The 17,770-nt window shown below is 35.9% G+C and carries 14 protein-coding genes and 1 other annotated feature; of the genes, 11 read left to right on the top strand and 3 right to left on the bottom strand.

Annotated features, from left to right (window positions below):
• Window positions 1-46 precede the first annotated feature (46 nt).
• From ACIQ4I_RS16235 to ACIQ4I_RS16205, 7 genes are all read left to right on the top strand, one after another.
• Complete coding sequence (locus ACIQ4I_RS16235) at window positions 47-1,690, top strand: peptide ABC transporter substrate-binding protein (RefSeq protein ID WP_403097895.1); 1,644 nt, start codon at window positions 47-49, stop codon at window positions 1,688-1,690.
• A 280-nt stretch (window positions 1,691-1,970) separates the two neighbouring features.
• Window positions 1,971-2,903: an ABC transporter permease gene (locus ACIQ4I_RS16230; protein WP_403097892.1), complete on the top strand. Its 933-nt coding sequence runs from the start codon at window positions 1,971-1,973 to the stop codon at window positions 2,901-2,903.
• Complete coding sequence (locus tag ACIQ4I_RS16225; protein ID WP_403097889.1) at window positions 2,900-3,826, top strand: ABC transporter permease; 927 nt, start codon at window positions 2,900-2,902, stop codon at window positions 3,824-3,826. Before ACIQ4I_RS16230 ends, ACIQ4I_RS16225 begins: the two co-directional genes overlap by 4 nt.
• 15 nt (window positions 3,827-3,841) lie before the next feature.
• The gene (locus ACIQ4I_RS16220) at window positions 3,842-4,900 is read left to right on the top strand and encodes an ABC transporter ATP-binding protein (protein ID WP_403097886.1); all 1,059 of its coding nucleotides are present in this window, start codon (window positions 3,842-3,844) and stop codon (window positions 4,898-4,900) included.
• Window positions 4,893-5,792 (top strand): ABC transporter ATP-binding protein, encoded by a 900-nt coding sequence (locus ACIQ4I_RS16215; RefSeq protein ID WP_397539936.1) that lies wholly within the window; start codon window positions 4,893-4,895, stop codon window positions 5,790-5,792. Before ACIQ4I_RS16220 ends, ACIQ4I_RS16215 begins: the two co-directional genes overlap by 8 nt.
• Before the next feature lie 325 nt (window positions 5,793-6,117).
• On the top strand, window positions 6,118-6,909 hold the full coding sequence (locus tag ACIQ4I_RS16210) for an HAD family hydrolase (RefSeq protein ID WP_403097883.1): 792 nt from the start codon (window positions 6,118-6,120) through the stop codon (window positions 6,907-6,909).
• Window positions 6,910-7,137: 228 nt separating this feature from the next.
• Window positions 7,138-7,737 (top strand): histidine phosphatase family protein, encoded by a 600-nt coding sequence (locus tag ACIQ4I_RS16205; RefSeq protein WP_403097880.1) that lies wholly within the window; start codon window positions 7,138-7,140, stop codon window positions 7,735-7,737.
• A gap of 67 nt (window positions 7,738-7,804) precedes the next feature.
• On the opposite strand, the gene serA is transcribed toward ACIQ4I_RS16205, so the two are convergent.
• Window positions 7,805-9,391, bottom strand: coding sequence for a phosphoglycerate dehydrogenase (gene serA / locus ACIQ4I_RS16200; RefSeq protein WP_403097877.1), 1,587 nt, complete (start codon window positions 9,389-9,391; stop codon window positions 7,805-7,807).
• A gap of 15 nt (window positions 9,392-9,406) precedes the next feature.
• Window positions 9,407-10,579, bottom strand: a complete 1,173-nt coding sequence (locus ACIQ4I_RS16195; protein ID WP_403097874.1) for a pyridoxal-phosphate-dependent aminotransferase family protein — start codon at window positions 10,577-10,579, stop codon at window positions 9,407-9,409.
• A 112-nt stretch (window positions 10,580-10,691) separates the two neighbouring features.
• Window positions 10,692-10,926, bottom strand: a binding site (T-box leader).
• Window positions 10,927-11,410: 484 nt separating this feature from the next.
• Here ACIQ4I_RS16195 and ACIQ4I_RS16190 point away from each other — a divergent pair.
• Complete coding sequence (locus tag ACIQ4I_RS16190; protein ID WP_403097871.1) at window positions 11,411-12,199, top strand: enoyl-CoA hydratase; 789 nt, start codon at window positions 11,411-11,413, stop codon at window positions 12,197-12,199.
• A 113-nt stretch (window positions 12,200-12,312) separates the two neighbouring features.
• Here ACIQ4I_RS16190 and ACIQ4I_RS16185 read toward each other — a convergent pair whose 3' ends face one another.
• Window positions 12,313-12,498 carry a YhzD family protein gene (locus tag ACIQ4I_RS16185; RefSeq protein WP_403097868.1) on the bottom strand — a complete coding sequence of 62 codons (186 nt, stop codon included), beginning with the start codon at window positions 12,496-12,498 and terminating at the stop codon, window positions 12,313-12,315.
• A 158-nt stretch (window positions 12,499-12,656) separates the two neighbouring features.
• Here ACIQ4I_RS16185 and ACIQ4I_RS16180 point away from each other — a divergent pair, with 158 nt between their 5' ends.
• Genes ACIQ4I_RS16180 through yhaM form a run of 3 tightly spaced genes read left to right on the top strand, consistent with a single transcriptional unit; the run spans window position 12,657 to window position 17,721 of the window.
• The gene (locus ACIQ4I_RS16180; protein ID WP_403097865.1) at window positions 12,657-13,880 is read left to right on the top strand and encodes a metallophosphoesterase family protein; all 1,224 of its coding nucleotides are present in this window, start codon (window positions 12,657-12,659) and stop codon (window positions 13,878-13,880) included.
• An 11-nt stretch (window positions 13,881-13,891) separates the two neighbouring features.
• Entirely contained in the window at window positions 13,892-16,786 is a 2,895-nt protein-coding gene (locus ACIQ4I_RS16175) for an ATP-binding protein (protein ID WP_403097862.1), read from the top strand.
• Entirely contained in the window at window positions 16,783-17,721 is a 939-nt protein-coding gene (gene yhaM, locus ACIQ4I_RS16170) for a 3'-5' exoribonuclease YhaM (protein WP_403097860.1), read from the top strand. The genes ACIQ4I_RS16175 and yhaM overlap by 4 nt, the downstream gene beginning before the upstream one ends.
• Window positions 17,722-17,770 lie beyond the last annotated feature (49 nt).

Below are 17,770 nucleotides of genomic sequence, written 5' to 3'. Positions count from 1 at the left end.
TAGTAGCTATAAATAATATTATTTTAACAAAATAAGGGGGATTATTATGAAGAAAAAGTTTTTATCACTGGTGCTTTTATCAGCTTTAATGCTTGTATTAGCAGCATGTAACTTTGGTGGATCTAAAGAAAAAACAGATGAGTCATCAAAGACAACAGAAACTAAATCTGAAGATAAAACATTAAATCTAACTATTGCTTCAGAACCGCCAAGCATGAATCCGCAACTTGCAAATGATAATATTTCTGGTGCAATTCTTCGCAGTCTTTTTGAAGGTTTAACTCGTGTTGACAAAGATGGTAAAGTACAAAACGCTGCTGCAGAAGATATTAAAGTAAGTGACGACAAATTGAAATATACATTTACTTTACGTGATCAAAAATGGTCAAACGGCGATCAAGTTGTAGCTGGAGATTTCGCTTACGCTTGGAAATGGGCATTAAATCCTAAAAATGCTTCTGAGTACGCTTCAATTCTTTACCCAATCAAAGGCGCTCAAGCTTACAACGATGGTAAAGGTAAAGAAGATGCTGTAGGTATTAAAGTCGTTGATGACAAAACTTTAGAAGTAACTCTTGAAAATCCAACACCTTACTTTTTAGAATTAACTGCCTTCTATACTTACTTGCCAGTTAATGAAAAAGTAGTTAAAGACAATAAAAAGTGGGCTGCTGAAGCAGGAGACACTTACGTAACAAATGGTCCATTTACATTTGATGAATGGAAACACAGTGATTCTATTTCGATTAAAAAGAATGCTGATTACTGGGATAAAGACAATGTAGCTTTAAATACGATCAACATGAAAATGGTTGAATCTGAAGCAACAGCACACCGTATGTTCCAAAGTGGGGACATCGATTACTTAGGTTCTCCATTCCAAGTTGTTCCACTTGATGCAATGGATGGCTACAAAAAAGACGGTACACTTAAAAACAAAGACTACGCTGCAGTATATGAATACAAATTCAATACTAAAGGTAAATTCACTAAAAACGCGAACATTCGTAAAGCTTTAACTCTTGCAATTGACCGCGAAGGTTTATCAAAAGACATTCTTAAAGGTGGACAGCCAGCAGCTCTTAGTGATGTTCCTATAGCAATCGCTGGTTTTGAAGATGAAAATAATGGTTTCAAAGATAACGATATAGATGGTGCTAAAAAAGCACTTGAAGCAGGTATGAAAGAATTAGGTATTAAAAAAGCAAGTGATATTAAGATTGGTATTTCGATTAACACAAGTGAAGCTCACCAAGCAATCGCTCAATACATTCAAGAAGGTTGGGCGAAAAACTTAGGAATCGAAGTAAAAATCGATAACTCTGAATGGCAAGTATATCTTGATAAAGTATCTGCTCTAGACTACGACGCAGCTCGTATGGGGTGGATTGCTGATTTCAACGATGCTTACACATTCCTAGAACGATATGATACTGCTAAAAACGGTAACAATGATACTGGTTGGGAAAATCCACAGTACAAATCACTTATGGAAAAAGCTGTGAAAGAAACTGACGAAGCAAAACGTCTTGAGTACTTAAAAGAAGGTAACAAAATCATTACTCAAGAATTCCCTGTAGCACCAATCTACTTCTATGTTAACAACTACGTACAAAAAGATTATGTGAAAAACATGGAACCAAACAAATTGGGCGAAATTGACCTTAAGTCTGTAGATATTCAAAAATAATAGTAAAAACTATTGATCCCGCATTAACGGGCAGTAATACCACCACCTCAAGATTGAGAGAAGCAAAGAAGATAGGTGGGGGATAACTGCCCGTAAAAGCCCGATTGGTTCAACTAACCATCAATGGGGATGAAGAAAACCCCACTAATGGAAGTTTCACTTTATTGTAATTAATAGACAAATCATATCTACTACAAGGTAGTTGGGCTGCTTTTAGTCGAGATCATCGATTAAATAGCAGCCCTTTATTTCGCAAATGTGAATCAAAGGAGGAATTAAAATGCTCAAGTACATCTTAAAGAGATGTGTTTATATTTTCATCGCATTATTTGTAATTGTGACGATTACATTCTTCTTAATGCGACTTGCCCCTGGTAGCCCGTTTGCATCTGAAAAGAATTTCCCCCCAGCTATTCAAGAACAGCTGAACGAGTCATACGGCTTAAATAACCCCTGGTACATTCAATATAAAGATTATTTAGTTGCTACAGCCCAATTTGATTTTGGTGAATCGATGAAATATAAAGGTCGCTCTACAAACGATATGATTTCTGAAAGCTTCCCAATTTCCCTAACATTAGGGATTGAAGCCATGCTATTAGCTGTCGGATTTGGTGTAATAATCGGAGTAATTGCGGCGTTATACCATAACAAACTCCCGGATTATTTAGCAACAACCTTTGCAGTGTTAGGTATTTCAGTACCATCATTTATCTTAGCAGGTTTACTACAATACTTTGTAGGGCTGAAATTACAGTTATTTCCTATAAGCGGATGGAATGGATTTACCTACAGTATTTTGCCTGCACTAGCAATTGCTATAACACATATGGGCTTTATAGCAAAACTAACTCGCTCAAGTATGCTTGAACAAAATCATAGTGAATATGTGAAAATGGCACGTGCTAAAGGAATAGGAAAATGGACAACTGTATTCAAACATACACTACGAAATGCTCTATTACCAGTTGTTACGTATATAGGGCCATTAGCTGCTGGTGTTGTTACAGGTAGTTTCATAGTTGAGCAAATTTTCGCAATCCCTGGTCTAGGAAAATACTTCGTTACAAGTATCACGAACCGAGATTACACAGTCATTATGGGGACAACCGTGTTCTACTCAATTATCTTGTTATTCGCAGTATTAATCGTTGATATTTTATATGGATTCATCGATCCACGAATTAAGCTGAAAGGAGCGAAAAAATCATGACACAACAGCTACCAAATATTACAAAAGATAAATTTAAAATCGTTGGTGGAAATCATGCAGAAACAGATAAACTTGCTGAAAAGTCCGTTTCCTTCTGGAAGGAAGTTATGTATCGTTTCTCGCATAATAAGCTAGCGATTGTTGGTTTAATCATATTAATCATCGTTATTTTGATGGCTATAATCGTTCCATGGTTATCTCCTTACAGCTATCGTGAACAGTTAGGTGTATATAATAAAGCACCGTCATTGAAACATTGGTTTGGTACCGATGATCTTGGGCGTGATGTATTTGTCCGTGTTTGGTTCGGTGCGCGTATTTCATTATTCATCGGTATTACAGCAGCGATTATTGATTTAATCATTGGTGTTGCATGGGGCGCAATTTCAGGATTAGTTGGCGGTCGTTTAGATGATATTATGATGCGTATTGCCGACGTTTTAACAGCGGTTCCATATTTACTTGTTGTAATCATTCTTTTAGTAGTATTACAACCAGGGTTGTTGCCAATGATCATTGCTCTTTCCATTACAGGTTGGGTAAACATGGCACGAATTGTCCGAGGAGAGGTACTTTCAATTAAGAACCAAGAATACGTACTTGCCGCTAGAACACTTGGAGCAGGTACCAAACATATAATTCTGAAGCACTTAGTGCCAAATGCACTTGGTGCAATCTTAGTAACAATGACATTAACAATTCCAACTGCTATTTTCACGGAGTCTTTCTTAAGTTATCTAGGACTAGGTGTACCAGCACCAATGGCAAGTTGGGGAACAATGGCATCTGAAGGGAACAACGCTTTAGAAACAGCACCTTGGCGTCTGATTTTCCCTGCTGTATTTATCTCGGTTACGATTTTTGCCTTCAATGCAGTAGGTGATGGTCTTCGTGATGCGCTTGATCCAAAATTACGTAAATAGAAAAGGGTGAATAGAATGGGCGAAAAGATTATTGAAGTAAAAGATTTACGAATCAATTTCAAAACATATGCAGGGCTCGTTCATGCTGTTCGCGGCGTTAACTTTTCTTTAGAAAAGGGTCAAACGCTAGCGATTGTAGGTGAATCGGGTTCAGGAAAATCAGTAACGAGTAATGCATTAATGAAGCTCGTACCACAGCCGCCAGGAATTTATGCAAGCGGAGAAATATTATTTAACGGCAAGGACTTAGTAAAATGCACTGAAAAAGAAATGACGAAAATTCGTGGTAACGATATTGCGATGATTTTCCAAGATCCAATGACTGCTTTAAACCCAACAATGAAAGTTGGGAAGCAAATCATGGAAGTTATTTTAAAACACAACAAAAAAGCAACACGTGAATTTGCCAAAAAACGTGCAATTGAGCTACTTGTTGAAGTAGGGATTCCATTCCCAGAAAAACGATTCAAACAATACCCACATGAATTTTCGGGTGGTATGCGTCAACGCGTTGTAATAGCTATTGCACTTGCAGCAGAACCAAAACTGCTCATAGCCGATGAACCTACAACAGCACTAGATGTTACAATTCAAGCTCAAATTTTAGAGTTGATGAAGGATATTCAACGTAATAGTGATACATCCATTATTTTCATCACACATGACCTTGGGGTAGTTGCGAATGTTGCGGATCATGTAGCTGTTATGTATGCTGGACAAATTGTCGAATACGGTACAGTAAATGAAATTTTCTACGATCCAAAGCATCCATATACATGGGGCTTACTTGGTTCAATGCCGGACTTAGATAACAATACAGATGAATTATTGCGTACGATTCCAGGATCACCACCAGATTTAATTCATCCTCCAATAGGAGATGCCTTTGCACCACGTAATGAGTTTGCGATGCAGATAGATTATGAAGAAGAGCCACCAATGTTCCAAGTGAGTGAAACACATTTCGCAAAGACATGGCTACTACATCCAGATGCACCAGAAGTTTCTGTTCCAGAAGAAGTGCGTAAGCGAATAGAAGGCTATCTTGAGAAGGAGGAAGCTAAAAATGGCTGAGAAAATATTAGAAGTAAAAAATTTAAAACAGTATTTTGGTTCGATCAAAGCCGTAGATGGTATTAGCTTCGATGTCTTTAAAGGTGAAACGCTAGGGCTTGTAGGGGAATCTGGGTGTGGAAAGTCAACTACTGGTCGATCCATTATTCGTTTATATGACATTACAGATGGTGAAATTATCTTTAAAGGACGTAATGTGCATGATAAAAAGAATCATAAGGATTTAAAATCTTTTAATAAGGAAATGCAAATGATTTTCCAGGATCCCTATGCATCTTTAAATCCACGAATGACTGCTGGTGAAATCATTGCAGAAGGTTTCAATATTCATGGCCTATACAAAGATAAAAAAGAACGAAAAGAGCGCATTGGCAAATTGCTCGAAGCAGTGGGACTAAATCGTGAGCATATGAATCGTTACGCTCACGAATTCTCAGGTGGTCAACGCCAACGTATTGGAATTGCAAGAGCTCTTAGCTTAAATCCAAGCTTTATCATTGCCGATGAACCGATCTCAGCACTTGACGTTTCCATTCAAGCCCAAGTTGTAAACTTGTTGAAAGAGCTACAAAAGAAACATGGTTTGACCTATTTATTTATCGCACATGACCTTTCAATGGTGAAATATATAAGTGATCGAATAGCGGTAATGCGTGCCGGTAAAATTCTCGAAATAGGTACATCAGAAGATATTTACCGACATCCAATACATCCATATACGAAATCACTATTATCTGCAATTCCACTTCCTGATCCTATTTCAGAAAGTAAGCGAACAAGGATCCCCTATAAAGAGGAAGAAGTCGATGGTGAGCAAACGTTGCATGAAGTAGTTGAAGGGCATTTTGTGTATGGTACAGACGATCAAATCACGAAATGGCGAGCAGAGTAATTCGAAAGTGGAAAAATAGTGTAATTTCAAATTCAAAAAATTTTAATATACAAAAGAATCTCTTGTCGAAATTTTTTCGGCAGGAGTTTTTTGTTGAATGGGTTGGGAGCCAAAGCTCATGATTGTTTTATTTATAAATGAATGTGCATAGAATTCGTATATATCAAAAATCTTAATAATAAAATAATATGAGAACCAAAAAAGTTATGTATTTCCTAATTGTAAATAAAAAAATAAAAGTTAAAGAAAATTCCGTTTTTTTAATTTAAAAATATGCTACGATATCTTTAACAGCATAAAAAGTAGGTAGGGAGCGAGTATACGAATGACAATTTCAACTGTAATATTCGATTTAGATGATACATTATTATGGGATAAAAAAAGCATTGCCACAGCATTTTCATTAACATGTGAGAAAGCTGCGTCCGTTGTTGATATCGATGTCGAGCAATTAGAAGAAGCTGTACGACGAACTGCACGTGATTTATATAGTACATATCCTACATTTGATTACACACAAATGATTGGAATTAACCCATTCGAAGGATTATGGGGGACATTTGATGATCCTACACCTCAATTTCAAGAACTAAAAAAGATAGCGCCAAATTATCGTAAAGCTGCTTGGACTGGAGGCTTAGAGAAACTTGGTGTAAGTGATGAATCACTAGGAGCAGAATTAGGAGAATACTTTGTTGAAGTAAGAAAACAAAGTCCTTTTGTTTATGAAGAAACATTTGAAGTATTAGATACTTTAAAAGGAAAGTATCAACTTATTTTACTGACCAATGGTGCACCAAGTTTGCAAAATACAAAATTGCAAATTACGCCAGAAATTGCCCCTTATTTTGACCATATTATTATTTCAGGTGATTTTGGCGAAGGGAAGCCCGCAGCTTCCATTTTCAAGTGTGTTTTAGAAACGGCAAAAGTAGATGCAGATGAGGCTATTATGGTAGGGGATAATTTAATGACTGATATTCTTGGTTCTTCTCGTGTTCAAATGCGCTCTGCTTGGATTAATCGTGAAGATAAACAGCATATTGAAGGAATTACACCTACTTACGAAATTAATTCGCTACATGACCTTGTTCAATTATTAGATAATATTAAATAGATGAAATTATGAAACTTTAAAAGAAAAAAGTCGTTCATACCGATGGGAAGGAAATGAAGACTATGAAAAAATTATTGAAAGATCCGATGACTATTGTTGCAAGTATTTTAACATTGGTATTAGTGCTTTATCGATTATATTGAATATACAGAGTAGCTAGCTGGCTACTCTTTTTTTTATAAACGTTAGGGGTTATTAAGACAATATACATAAAAAGGAGATCTGAAATTGAAATTATTAATTATTCGCCATGGAGAATCACAAGCAGATTTATTGGATGTACATGAAGGTCGTGCAGACTATCCGTTAACTGAAACAGGTTTGGATCAAGCTAAGAAAATGGCAAATTATATTTCTGCTCATTTTAATGTGGAACTTATTATAGCGAGCCCGTTGCAAAGAGCTCAAAAGACAGCTGAAATTCTTCAGGACAAGTGTAATTGTGTATTGATAGTAGAACCGGATTTAATGGAATATAATAATGGTGTCTTAGCAGGAATGTCCAGAAAGGAAGCTGCTATAAAATATCCTTATCCAAAAGAAGGAAGAGCGATGCATGTAGCAATCGAAGGTGGGGAATCGGAAATTGATTTTCGTTATCGAGTGGAACGTATTTTAAGTAAGATTCAATCGGAGTATAAAGAAGTTGAGTGTATAGCAATTGTTGCTCATGGAGGTACTATAATGAATCTGCTAAACTGTGCGATGAACATACCTTTAGCTAACAGTATCAAGACTTTTACAGACGACACGGGAATCCACTTAATAGAGTTTAAAGAACAAGATGTATTTATTCATTTTCTAAATTCTACAAAATATTTGGATTAATATGATGCACCATAACGAAGCAGCCTCCGTAAAATGAGGCTGCTTCATATTATTTATATAAAATGCGTTATAGATTAATTGCTTTTGCTTCAAAGATGTTATCTTGAGTTGTTAAAAATTCTACGTTGTCCACTGTATTATCCACAGAAAGCATCATAATAGCATTTCCACCTTGGTTTGAGCGACCAACTTGCATTGTTGCAATGTTGATATCTTTTTCGGCAAGGAGTGTACCTACACGGCCGATTGCTCCTGGTTTGTCGGTATGTTTGATGAAGATTAAGTGACCTTGTGGAACGACGTCAACTACATATTCATCTACTTGAACAATACGAGCACCAAGGCCGTTTAATAATGTTCCTTTGACTTTATGAGTTTCATTTTTTGTTACAAGTTCAACAGAGATAGAGTTTAAGAATGCTTTCGCAGTTGTAGATTTATGTTCGTTAATTTTGATTGCGTTACGTTCAGCTAAGTAACGAGCATTTACGTTGTTTACGTGATTGCCAAGGTTACGAGTAAGTACACCTTTCACAGTGTTGTTTGTTAATGGTCGAACATCGAAACTAGCAAGCTCGCCTGAATAGTAAACGTTGATTTCTTCTACAGCTTCATCTGTAAGGTTAGAAACGAATGCACCGATTTTGTCACCAAGATCGAAGAATGGTTCTACTTTTGCGACCATATCTTTCGGAACTGATGGCATGTTCACAGGATTACGAACTGTTCCGACTTTAAAGTAGCTTAAGATGTCATTACTTACATCTACAGCTACAGATTCTTGTGCTTCAATAGTAGATGCACCAAGGTGAGGTGTAGCGATTACTTGTGGTAAGTCTAGCAGACGGTTGCCTACGAATGGTTCATCTTCCATTACGTCTAGAGCAGCGCCAGCCACTTTACCTGATTCAATGGCATTGTAAAGAGCTTCTTCATCAATGATACCGCCACGTGCACAGTTAATAATGCGAACGTCGTTTTTCATCACGTTGAAAACTTCTTCATTAATCATATGACGAGTAGAATCTAGAAGTGGTGTGTGCACTGTGATAAAGTCGGCAACACGAGCTACATCTTCTACAGTACCAAAATCAACACCTGCTTTTTCAGCTTTTTCAGCAGTTAGGAATGGATCATACGCAATAACATTCATACGATTACCTTTTGCACGATGAGCAACTTCTTGACCAATTCGACCAAAACCGATTACACCTAATGTTTTGTTTTTAAGTTCAACTCCGACGAATTTCTTACGATCCCAGCGACCTTCTTTTAATGATAAGTAGGCATGTGGAATGTGGCGAGCAAGAGACATAATCATCGCAGTTGTATGTTCAGCAGCTGAGTTTGTATTACCGTCAGGAGCGTTAACAACGATAATCCCTTTTTCAGTAGCAGCATTAAGATCAATATTATCAACACCAACACCTGCACGGCCGATTAGTTTTAAGTTATCTGCAGCTTCGATAATGTCACGAGTTACTTTTGTTTGACTGCGTACAAGTAATACGTCGAAATCTTTAATAATTGCTTTTAATTCCTCTGGTTGAAGGCCAGTGTTAATCACAATATTCAAATCTAGTTCTTGTTCTTGACGAAGAGGGTAAATACCATCTTCGCTTAGTGGGTCACTGATTAAAATGTTAATAGCCATCTCTATATTCTCTCCTTATTGTGCAACTTTTTCTGTTGTATTTTGTAAGTAAATCGCCTGAGCTGCTGCAATGCCAGCGCCAAGTTGAATGTTTTTCCCTACTTTAACAAGTGCAATTTCCATTGCAGCTAGATATTGAAGTACATCTGTTGGTGCGCAATAGCCCATATGGCCAACGCGGAAGATTTTCCCTTTAAGATCTGCTTGACCACCTGCAACTGATAAGTTGAAGTCAGCTTTTAATACTTTACGGAATGCTTCTGCATCAAAGTCTTCAGGTTTTACAGAAGTAACAGTTGGAGAACCATCTTCGTCTGAAGCAAATAGTGGAAGATCTAAAGCTTTGAAAGCTGCACGAGTCATATCACGCATTAATTGATGACGAGCATATACATTTTCAAGACCTTCTTGTTCGAAATTTTCAAGTACTTGTTCTAAACCGAATAATAATGATAATGCTGGAGTGAAAGGAGTAGTGTCTTTCGCTAAATTATCACGATATTTTGTAAGGTCTAAATAGAATCCTTTTTTCGGATTAGATTCGATTACTTTCCAAGCACGTTCGCTAGCTGCGATAAAGTTTAAGCCAGCAGGTAGCATAAATGCTTTTTGAGAACCAGTTACAACAACATCAATGCCCCATTCATCCATTTTTGTTTCAACGCCAGCCATGCAAGATACACCATCAATGATGACTAATGTTTCGTTATTTACCGCATGAATCGCTTGAGCTAATTCACCAACTGGGTTTAGAACACCTGTTGATGTTTCACAGTAAGTAGAGAATACAGCTTTGATATCTGGGTTAGCTTTTACATATTCAGCAATTTCAGTTGGTTTTAATGCAGTACCCCATTCTACTTTGTATTCTTCTACGTTAATTTGGTATGCTTCACAGATTTTTGTGAAACGGTTGCCGAATACACCTGTAGCAACAACTAACACTTTATCTTCTGGTTTCACAACGTTTACGATTGCAGCTTCAAGACCTGAAGTACCACTGCCTGTTAACATCATGACATCCTCAGTTGTACCAAATACTTTTTTCAGTCTAGGTTTAATATTTTGAATCATCTGACTAGTTTCGTTGCCACGATGCCCGATCATTGGCTTAGCCATTGCACGCTCAACGCTTGGTGGAATTGGTGTTGGTCCTGGAATACGTAATAGTTGATAATCTTGTAACATGAATAATTGCTCCTCTCATTTTTGGAAAATTGATTCAGCATTAATGACTAGCTTGTTGGAATAAATGAGCCATTAAGCCAAAAAATAAAAAGCCTTCCACACCCTTACCGTCGTAAGGGGCGAAAAGCTTGTATGAACAATCGCGGTACCACCCTTGTTTACTGTCCTTTTATAGTGGACAGTCTTTGCTATATGCTTAACGTGCATGGACCGGGTATACCTACTTTGGAATGTTCAGAATACCTACTCAGAAGTGGAACTTACCGTTGAAATCACTGATTTCCACCTACCATCAGCTCGCTGTGGGATTTTCAAATCGTTAAGCATGTCTTCGTCGTCGTATTTTTTCGTCGTATTAAATTTAACCCAATATTAAAACCAAAATCATCGAATGTCAACCTTATTTTCGAAATTTCTTAAAATTATTGTTTTGAACGCTAATAAAACATAGTAGAATACGAACTTTTTATAATTTATATAAAATAAATGTACGTCTTTTCAGAAAGGACAATAATGTCATAATAATGTTTATGAAAGCAATTACAAAAGTAGAGCAAATCATTGTTTATTGTTGATTTTGAATATTTAAAATAATTAAATTGATGATTAAAATTCAAGCATAAGTTTAAGGTTAAAACTCTTAATATTAATATATTGGAATTATTTTAATAATAAAAGATTGTTCGTGATTTGCGATGTCAAAGGTGAATGTTATTTTTATGTAAAAACAAAATTAAATAGTCAAAATGAAGGTATTTATTATTTAAAATCGAATTTGTTTAGTATGAAAACAGATAATTCAAACATAAGTATGCGAAGGGGTGTTTAAGAATGGGATTTGAAACGATTACGGTCGAAAGAAATGGTAGATTAGCGATTGTAAGTTTAAATCGACCACAATCAATGAATGCAATGGATGGTGTAATGCTTAATGAATTAGCAAATTGTTTTGAAGCATTACAAAATGAATCGACTATACAGGTACTCATTTTAAAGGGGAGCGGGAAAGTATTTTCTGCTGGAGGAGATATTAAAGCAATGCTCGGTACAGTTGGAGAAGGAAGTTTTGATATTGCAGAGATCATGGTAGATATTTCACGAATGGTCAAAGCATTATATTCATTGCCTATGGTTACGATTGCAGCAGTTCATGGATCTGCTGCAGGGCTTGGATTTAGTTTAGCCTTAGCAACTGATATTATTCTAGTAGAAGAAGATAGTAAGTTAGCAATGAACTTTATTGGGGTTGGTCTTATTCCAGATGGAGCAGGCCATTTCTTTATGAAAGAAAGATTAGGAGTTCCAAAGGCTCAACAAATGATTTGGGCTGGAGAAGTGTTAAATGGATTTGCTGCTAAAAAATTAGGATTAGTAGATGAAGTAGTGGAGAATGGAACAGCAGTCGAACAAGCAGGGCAATTAGCTCAAAAACTACTACATTCACCACTCGTAGCAATGATTGAAACCAAGAAAATATTACATACTCAAAAACAAGCTGAGCTAAGTAATATTCTAGAAATGGAAGCAGAAGCTCAAACAAGAATGCGTAAAACTGAAGATCATTTGGAAGGAATCCAGTCATTTGTCGAAAAACGTCCTGCGAACTTTGAAGGTAAATAAAAACTAACAATTATTTTAATATAGATTAAATGGGAAATGCTATGAAATTTTATTGAATTTCGAATGAAAAAAAGAGACATCTCTTAATAGAGAACTGTCTCTTTTTTTTAGTTTTATACATGAAATAAAATTAACTTACCACTTGGATTCACTAAGCGATGTGTTTTTTCTGATAAACCAAGTTGTTCGATTTTCTCTGCCCCTTGTGATTTAGCTGTTGCCTCATCTGAGAATTCCCATGCTTCATCTCTGATAATTTCTCCAGACTTTTCGAAAGCTGTAAATCGAAATGTTTGCATTAATTTCCACCCCTTATACTGAATATATATTCAGTATACAAAAATAGCCATCTATTTGTATATTAAAAATTGCTATGAACGAGCATAAAACGCTATAAATGCTTATAAATATATGATAAAATAAGAACAAATATTCGTATTAAGAAATGAGGGATTGAATGTCTTCGATTCGATTTTTTCATACAGCTGATTTGCACTTAGATAGTCCTTTTAAAGGAATGTCCGAACTTCCTGAAAACGGTTTTGAAAAATTACGAAATAGTACATTTGAAGCTTTTTCAACATTCATTCAAAAAGCAATTGAAGTAAAACCGGATTTCGTTCTTATTGTAGGAGATATTTATGATGGGGAAGAACGAAGCCTTCGAGCACAAAAGAACTTTCAAAATGGTATGGAACAGCTATCTGCACATCAAATTCCTGTCGTTATAAGCTACGGTAATCATGACCATCTAAAAGGAAAGTGGACACGCTTTTCTTTACCTGAAAATGTGTTTGTTTTGCCAAAAGAAACAACAAAATTGGTACTGAATATTCGAGAAACAGAGGTCAATATATATGGTTTTAGTTATCCAGAACGTCATGTTCCTCAATCAATGATTGATACATATCCAATAGCAACTGAACAGAATGCTGTGCATATCGGAATGTTGCATGGAAGTTTGCAAGGTAATACCTCTCATGATGTGTATGCACCTTTTACAATTGAGGAATTACTTTCGAAAAACTACGATTATTGGGCTCTCGGGCATATTCATAAGCGTCAAGTTTTGCATACGGATCCACCCATTATATATCCTGGAAATATTCAAAGTAGACATCGTAAAGAACTGGGCTTAAAAGGATTTTATGATGTAACGATGGCAAACTTTGCTGCAGATTGTACTTTTGTGCCAACTTCAGCGATAGTTTATGAAAAGGTTGAAGTAGACTGTGAAAACCTAATTCATGCCAATGAAGTACTACGCGCTTGTAGAGAATCATTAGGCGATTTTCGTGAGCATTATGGAGCTGGTGTTGTCTGGCTTCAGTTAAAGAATATTGATGAAAAAGGTATGTCACTATTTGAAAATTCGAGTGCTTTAGAATGGCTTGAGGTCATTCGTGAACAAGAGGAAGAAATCACTCCGTTTGTATGGGTTCAAGCTCTTGAAATCGACAATAACACGATTAATATGTATGAACCAACACTTGCGACTGAATCTGTCATACAAGTATTAAATGAGTGGAATCAGCAGCAACTGAAAGAGGTTGTTAAAGATTTGTATCAACACCCGAAAGGTAGCCGATATTTAGAAGAACTAACAAGTGAAGAATTGAATAATCTTGTTTCAGAGGCTAAGCGATTATTTAAGCAATATATGAGTGTGAAGAAAGGATAGGGGGTGTTGTGATGAATATTCGGAAGTTGGTTATTTATGGTTTTGGGCAGCATGAAGATATAACGGTGGAACTATCAAAAGGAATCAATGTTTTTTATGGTCTAAACGAAGTGGGGAAAACGACGATTCAACAATTTATATTGCAAATACTTTTTGGATTCCCTCAGAAAAATCAGCAACAGCTTCGATATGAACCGAAAAAAGGTGGGAAATACGGTGGACAAATTCATTTAACCGATCAAGAATTTGGGGATTGCATCATTGAGCGTGTAAAAGGAAAGGCTGCAGGTGATGTAACCGTATATCTGTCTAATGGTGAACAAGGCCATGAAGAGTTATTAGCGAAAATAGTAAGAGGCTATAATCGTCAAAGTTTTGAAGCCGTTTTCTCTTTTTCAGTACATCAATTACAACAAATCGAAAATCTATCTGAAGAAGAATTAAGTCGTGTTTTACTAGCATCAGGTACTACCGGAGCAGACCAGTTATCAAATGTTAAAGAACAATTGGAAAAAAGGCAGCAAGAGTTATTTAAAAAATCAGGCAAAGTCCCTCTTTTAAATCAACAGATAGCTAGTTTAGTAAAACAAGACCAGCAACTAAAAGAGGAACGTAAAAAGTTAGATAGCTATGAACCGTCAATGGAAAGAATTAATGAAATTCAAACAAAATTAGTATATTTACAAGAACAAGAACAACAACTACAAATTGACATGCATCAGTTAAACGAGTTTCGGCAGATTGCACCTTTACTGGATGAAAAACGTAAATTAGAATTGAAAATCTCTTCTATTTCTTATACATCGTTTCCTGCTAATGGCATTAATCGATATGAACAATTGCAAGATCGAAAGTTAACAAACGAAGCAACTTTAAAAAAAGTTCAATATGATTATGACTTGTTATTGTCTGATTTACGTGCAGGATTTGATAAAAAACGTCTGAATATATTAAAAGAGCTCGTTGATCGTGATGGAGAATGGCGAGAGTGGCAAATACAAATTCGTCAGATAGAAAGAGAAATACAGGCAATACAGCAAGATATGAAAACCCAATTTCAACTTTTAGGTCTTATTCATGTAGACGAGCAGCAGTCAGTCTTACAAGCAGAAGTATCTTTACAACAAGAAGATCAGTTTAAGAGACTAATTAAACAACTGGAAGAACAAGAAGAACAATATCGATTCCAACAACGTACAGCAGACCGATTACAGGAAGAAATTCAATCATTATCATTAAAACTTGATGAGTTATATGAGGATATGCCTACCGAAAAAGATAAAGAACGTTTGAACGAATGGCATAAAGAAAAAGAAGCGGCACTTGAAGCAAAAGCCATTTTACAACAGCAAAACGAAAAAGGGCCAGAGCAATTAGCGAAGCTACTAAGCATCGTACTAGCAGTGATTTCTATCATTCTTGGTATAACGCAAGAGAAAATGATGGTTTCAATTATAGGAATAGTTGCTGCGATTATTATCTTTTCGTTATTTGGACGTCAAAATAAGCATCCGAAAAACAGCAGTCAACAAGAAAAATATGAAAGAAAAATACAGAGAGCAAGTTCAAAAACGGCTGAAATGGATCGTCTTGAACAATCAATTCGTCAATATGATGATCGAATAGCTTTAGTAGAGGAACAATTAGAAGATAAAGAAATGGAACAACAACAGGCAGCTAAAGCGTTGAGTAAACTTAAAATGTATGTGGTACAAAGTAAAGAACAATTGAATTTATTTTTAGCTAAATTTCAAATTAAAGGAAATCTACAACCGGAATTATTATCAGAGTTATTTAGAAATGTTCGTGAGCTTCAACAATCGAATAGCCGTATGATAACGAAATCAGAACAAAGGACACAACTTCTAATTTTTATCGAACAACGGTTACAAGAAGCAACTAATGCCTGTAGTGTTGCTTGTACAATGGAGAATTTGTCTACTGTTGTACAGCAAGGTTATCAACAGATGTTGGAGCAAAAACATGCTATGGATAGCTCACTGGAACGAAAGAAACAATTACAACAGCAATTAGAAGAGCTACAGCTGCTCGATGATGCGTATCGTGGTGAACTATTGAAGCTATTAAAAGAAGCTGGTGTCCAAACTTCGGATGCTTTTTATGAAGCTGCTGATCAATATACACAATTTATGAACACAACACTCGAGATAAAGCAAATTGATGCACAACTTCAAATGTTCGACAATAAAGTGCTCTTACTTAATTGGACAATCCAGGATGCAAATAATCAAGTAAATCAATACAAAGTACAAGAGCTAGAGCTTCAACAACAAAAAGATGTTCTTATAAAAGAGCAAGCAACCCTTCAGGCAAAAACAGAACATCTTTTACAGGATGATCATTATGGGAATGAATTGCAAAAATTCGAGCAGAAAAAAGCTGCTTTAAATGAAAATGCAAAAGAATGGGCGATTACGAAGCTTATTTCATCAGCGATTCAAGAAACTTTATATCAACTAAAAGAAGAGAAGCTTCCATCAGTATTACTTCAAGCTGAATCTTTCTTTAAAATGTTAACAAATAATCGATATGAAACACTTTATATGAATACAGAAGGAAGATTTGAAGTATTATCAGTAGAGGGAATTCGCTATTCAATTGCAGAATTATCCCAAGCTACAAAAGAACAGTCTTATATTGCACTTCGCTATGCATTAGCGAATTCATTGAAACAATCTGCGCCATTTCCAATTATTATGGATGATCCATTTGTCCATTTTGATCGTTTACGAATTACTTACATGGTACAATTAATACAAAGTATTGCAGTCGAACATCAAATACTTTATTTTACCTGTCATGAAGATATGCAGGATCAATGGGATAAAGCAAATATCATCCATGTGGCAGAACTCAAAAATGAAAGGGGATTGACTTCGGTATGAATGGGGTTGCAACATTACAAGCAGGAGCACCAGTCGATCAATATTTACTCATTAAACAAGCGACAAAAGGTGTTACAACAATGGGAAAGCCATTTATGACACTCATTTTACAAGATAAAAGTGGTAGCGTTGAAGCAAAACTTTGGGATACTGGTGATGAGCAAGAGAAAATGTACCAAGCAGGCGGTATTGTACGACTTGGTGGAGAAATTCATGATTATCGCGGAAAATTACAATTACGAATCAAAACAATTCGCCCAGTAAATCAAGATGAGAATATCTCTGTAACAGATTTAGTACAATCTGCTGAAACGCCAAAAGAGGAATTATTCGACCAATTAATGGAGTTTTTCTTCGAAATTAAAAATCCAAATATTTCTCGTCTTACACGACACCTAATAATGGAAAAACAACAAGCACTGATGACTTTCCCGGCAGCAACTAAAAATCACCATGATTATGCTTCAGGATTATTAGATCATGTGGTGTCCATGTTAAAGCTTGGAAAGGCGATTGCGGATTTATATCCAACGTTAAACAGAGATTTACTATATGCAGGTATAATCTTACATGATATTGGTAAGGTAGTAGAATTATCAGGACCAGTTTCAACAAGTTATACAGTAACAGGAAATATGCTTGGTCATATTTCAATTATGGTGACTGAAATTGCTCGCGCAGCAGATGCACTAAATATTGAAGGGGAAGAAGTAATGCTTCTTCAACATATGGTTTTATCTCACCATGGTAAAGAAGAATGGGGCAGTCCAAAAAAACCAATGCTTCAAGAAGCTGAAATGTTACATTATATTGATAATATTGATGCGAAGATGAACACATTAAAACGCGCACTAGGTAAAACACAACCTGGAGAATTCACTGAACGATTATTCCCGCTTGATAATCGCTCGTTCTATAAACCTACAATTGATTAATTTTAAAATAGCCCTAACGCTTAATTGTGAATCGTTGAAGGTGAAAAAC

It is taken from the genome of Rummeliibacillus sp. NPDC094406 (assembly GCF_044763875.1).
Lineage (GTDB): Bacteria > Bacillota > Bacilli > Bacillales_A > Planococcaceae > Rummeliibacillus.
This window is presented reverse-complemented; position numbering and strand designations above follow the sequence as displayed.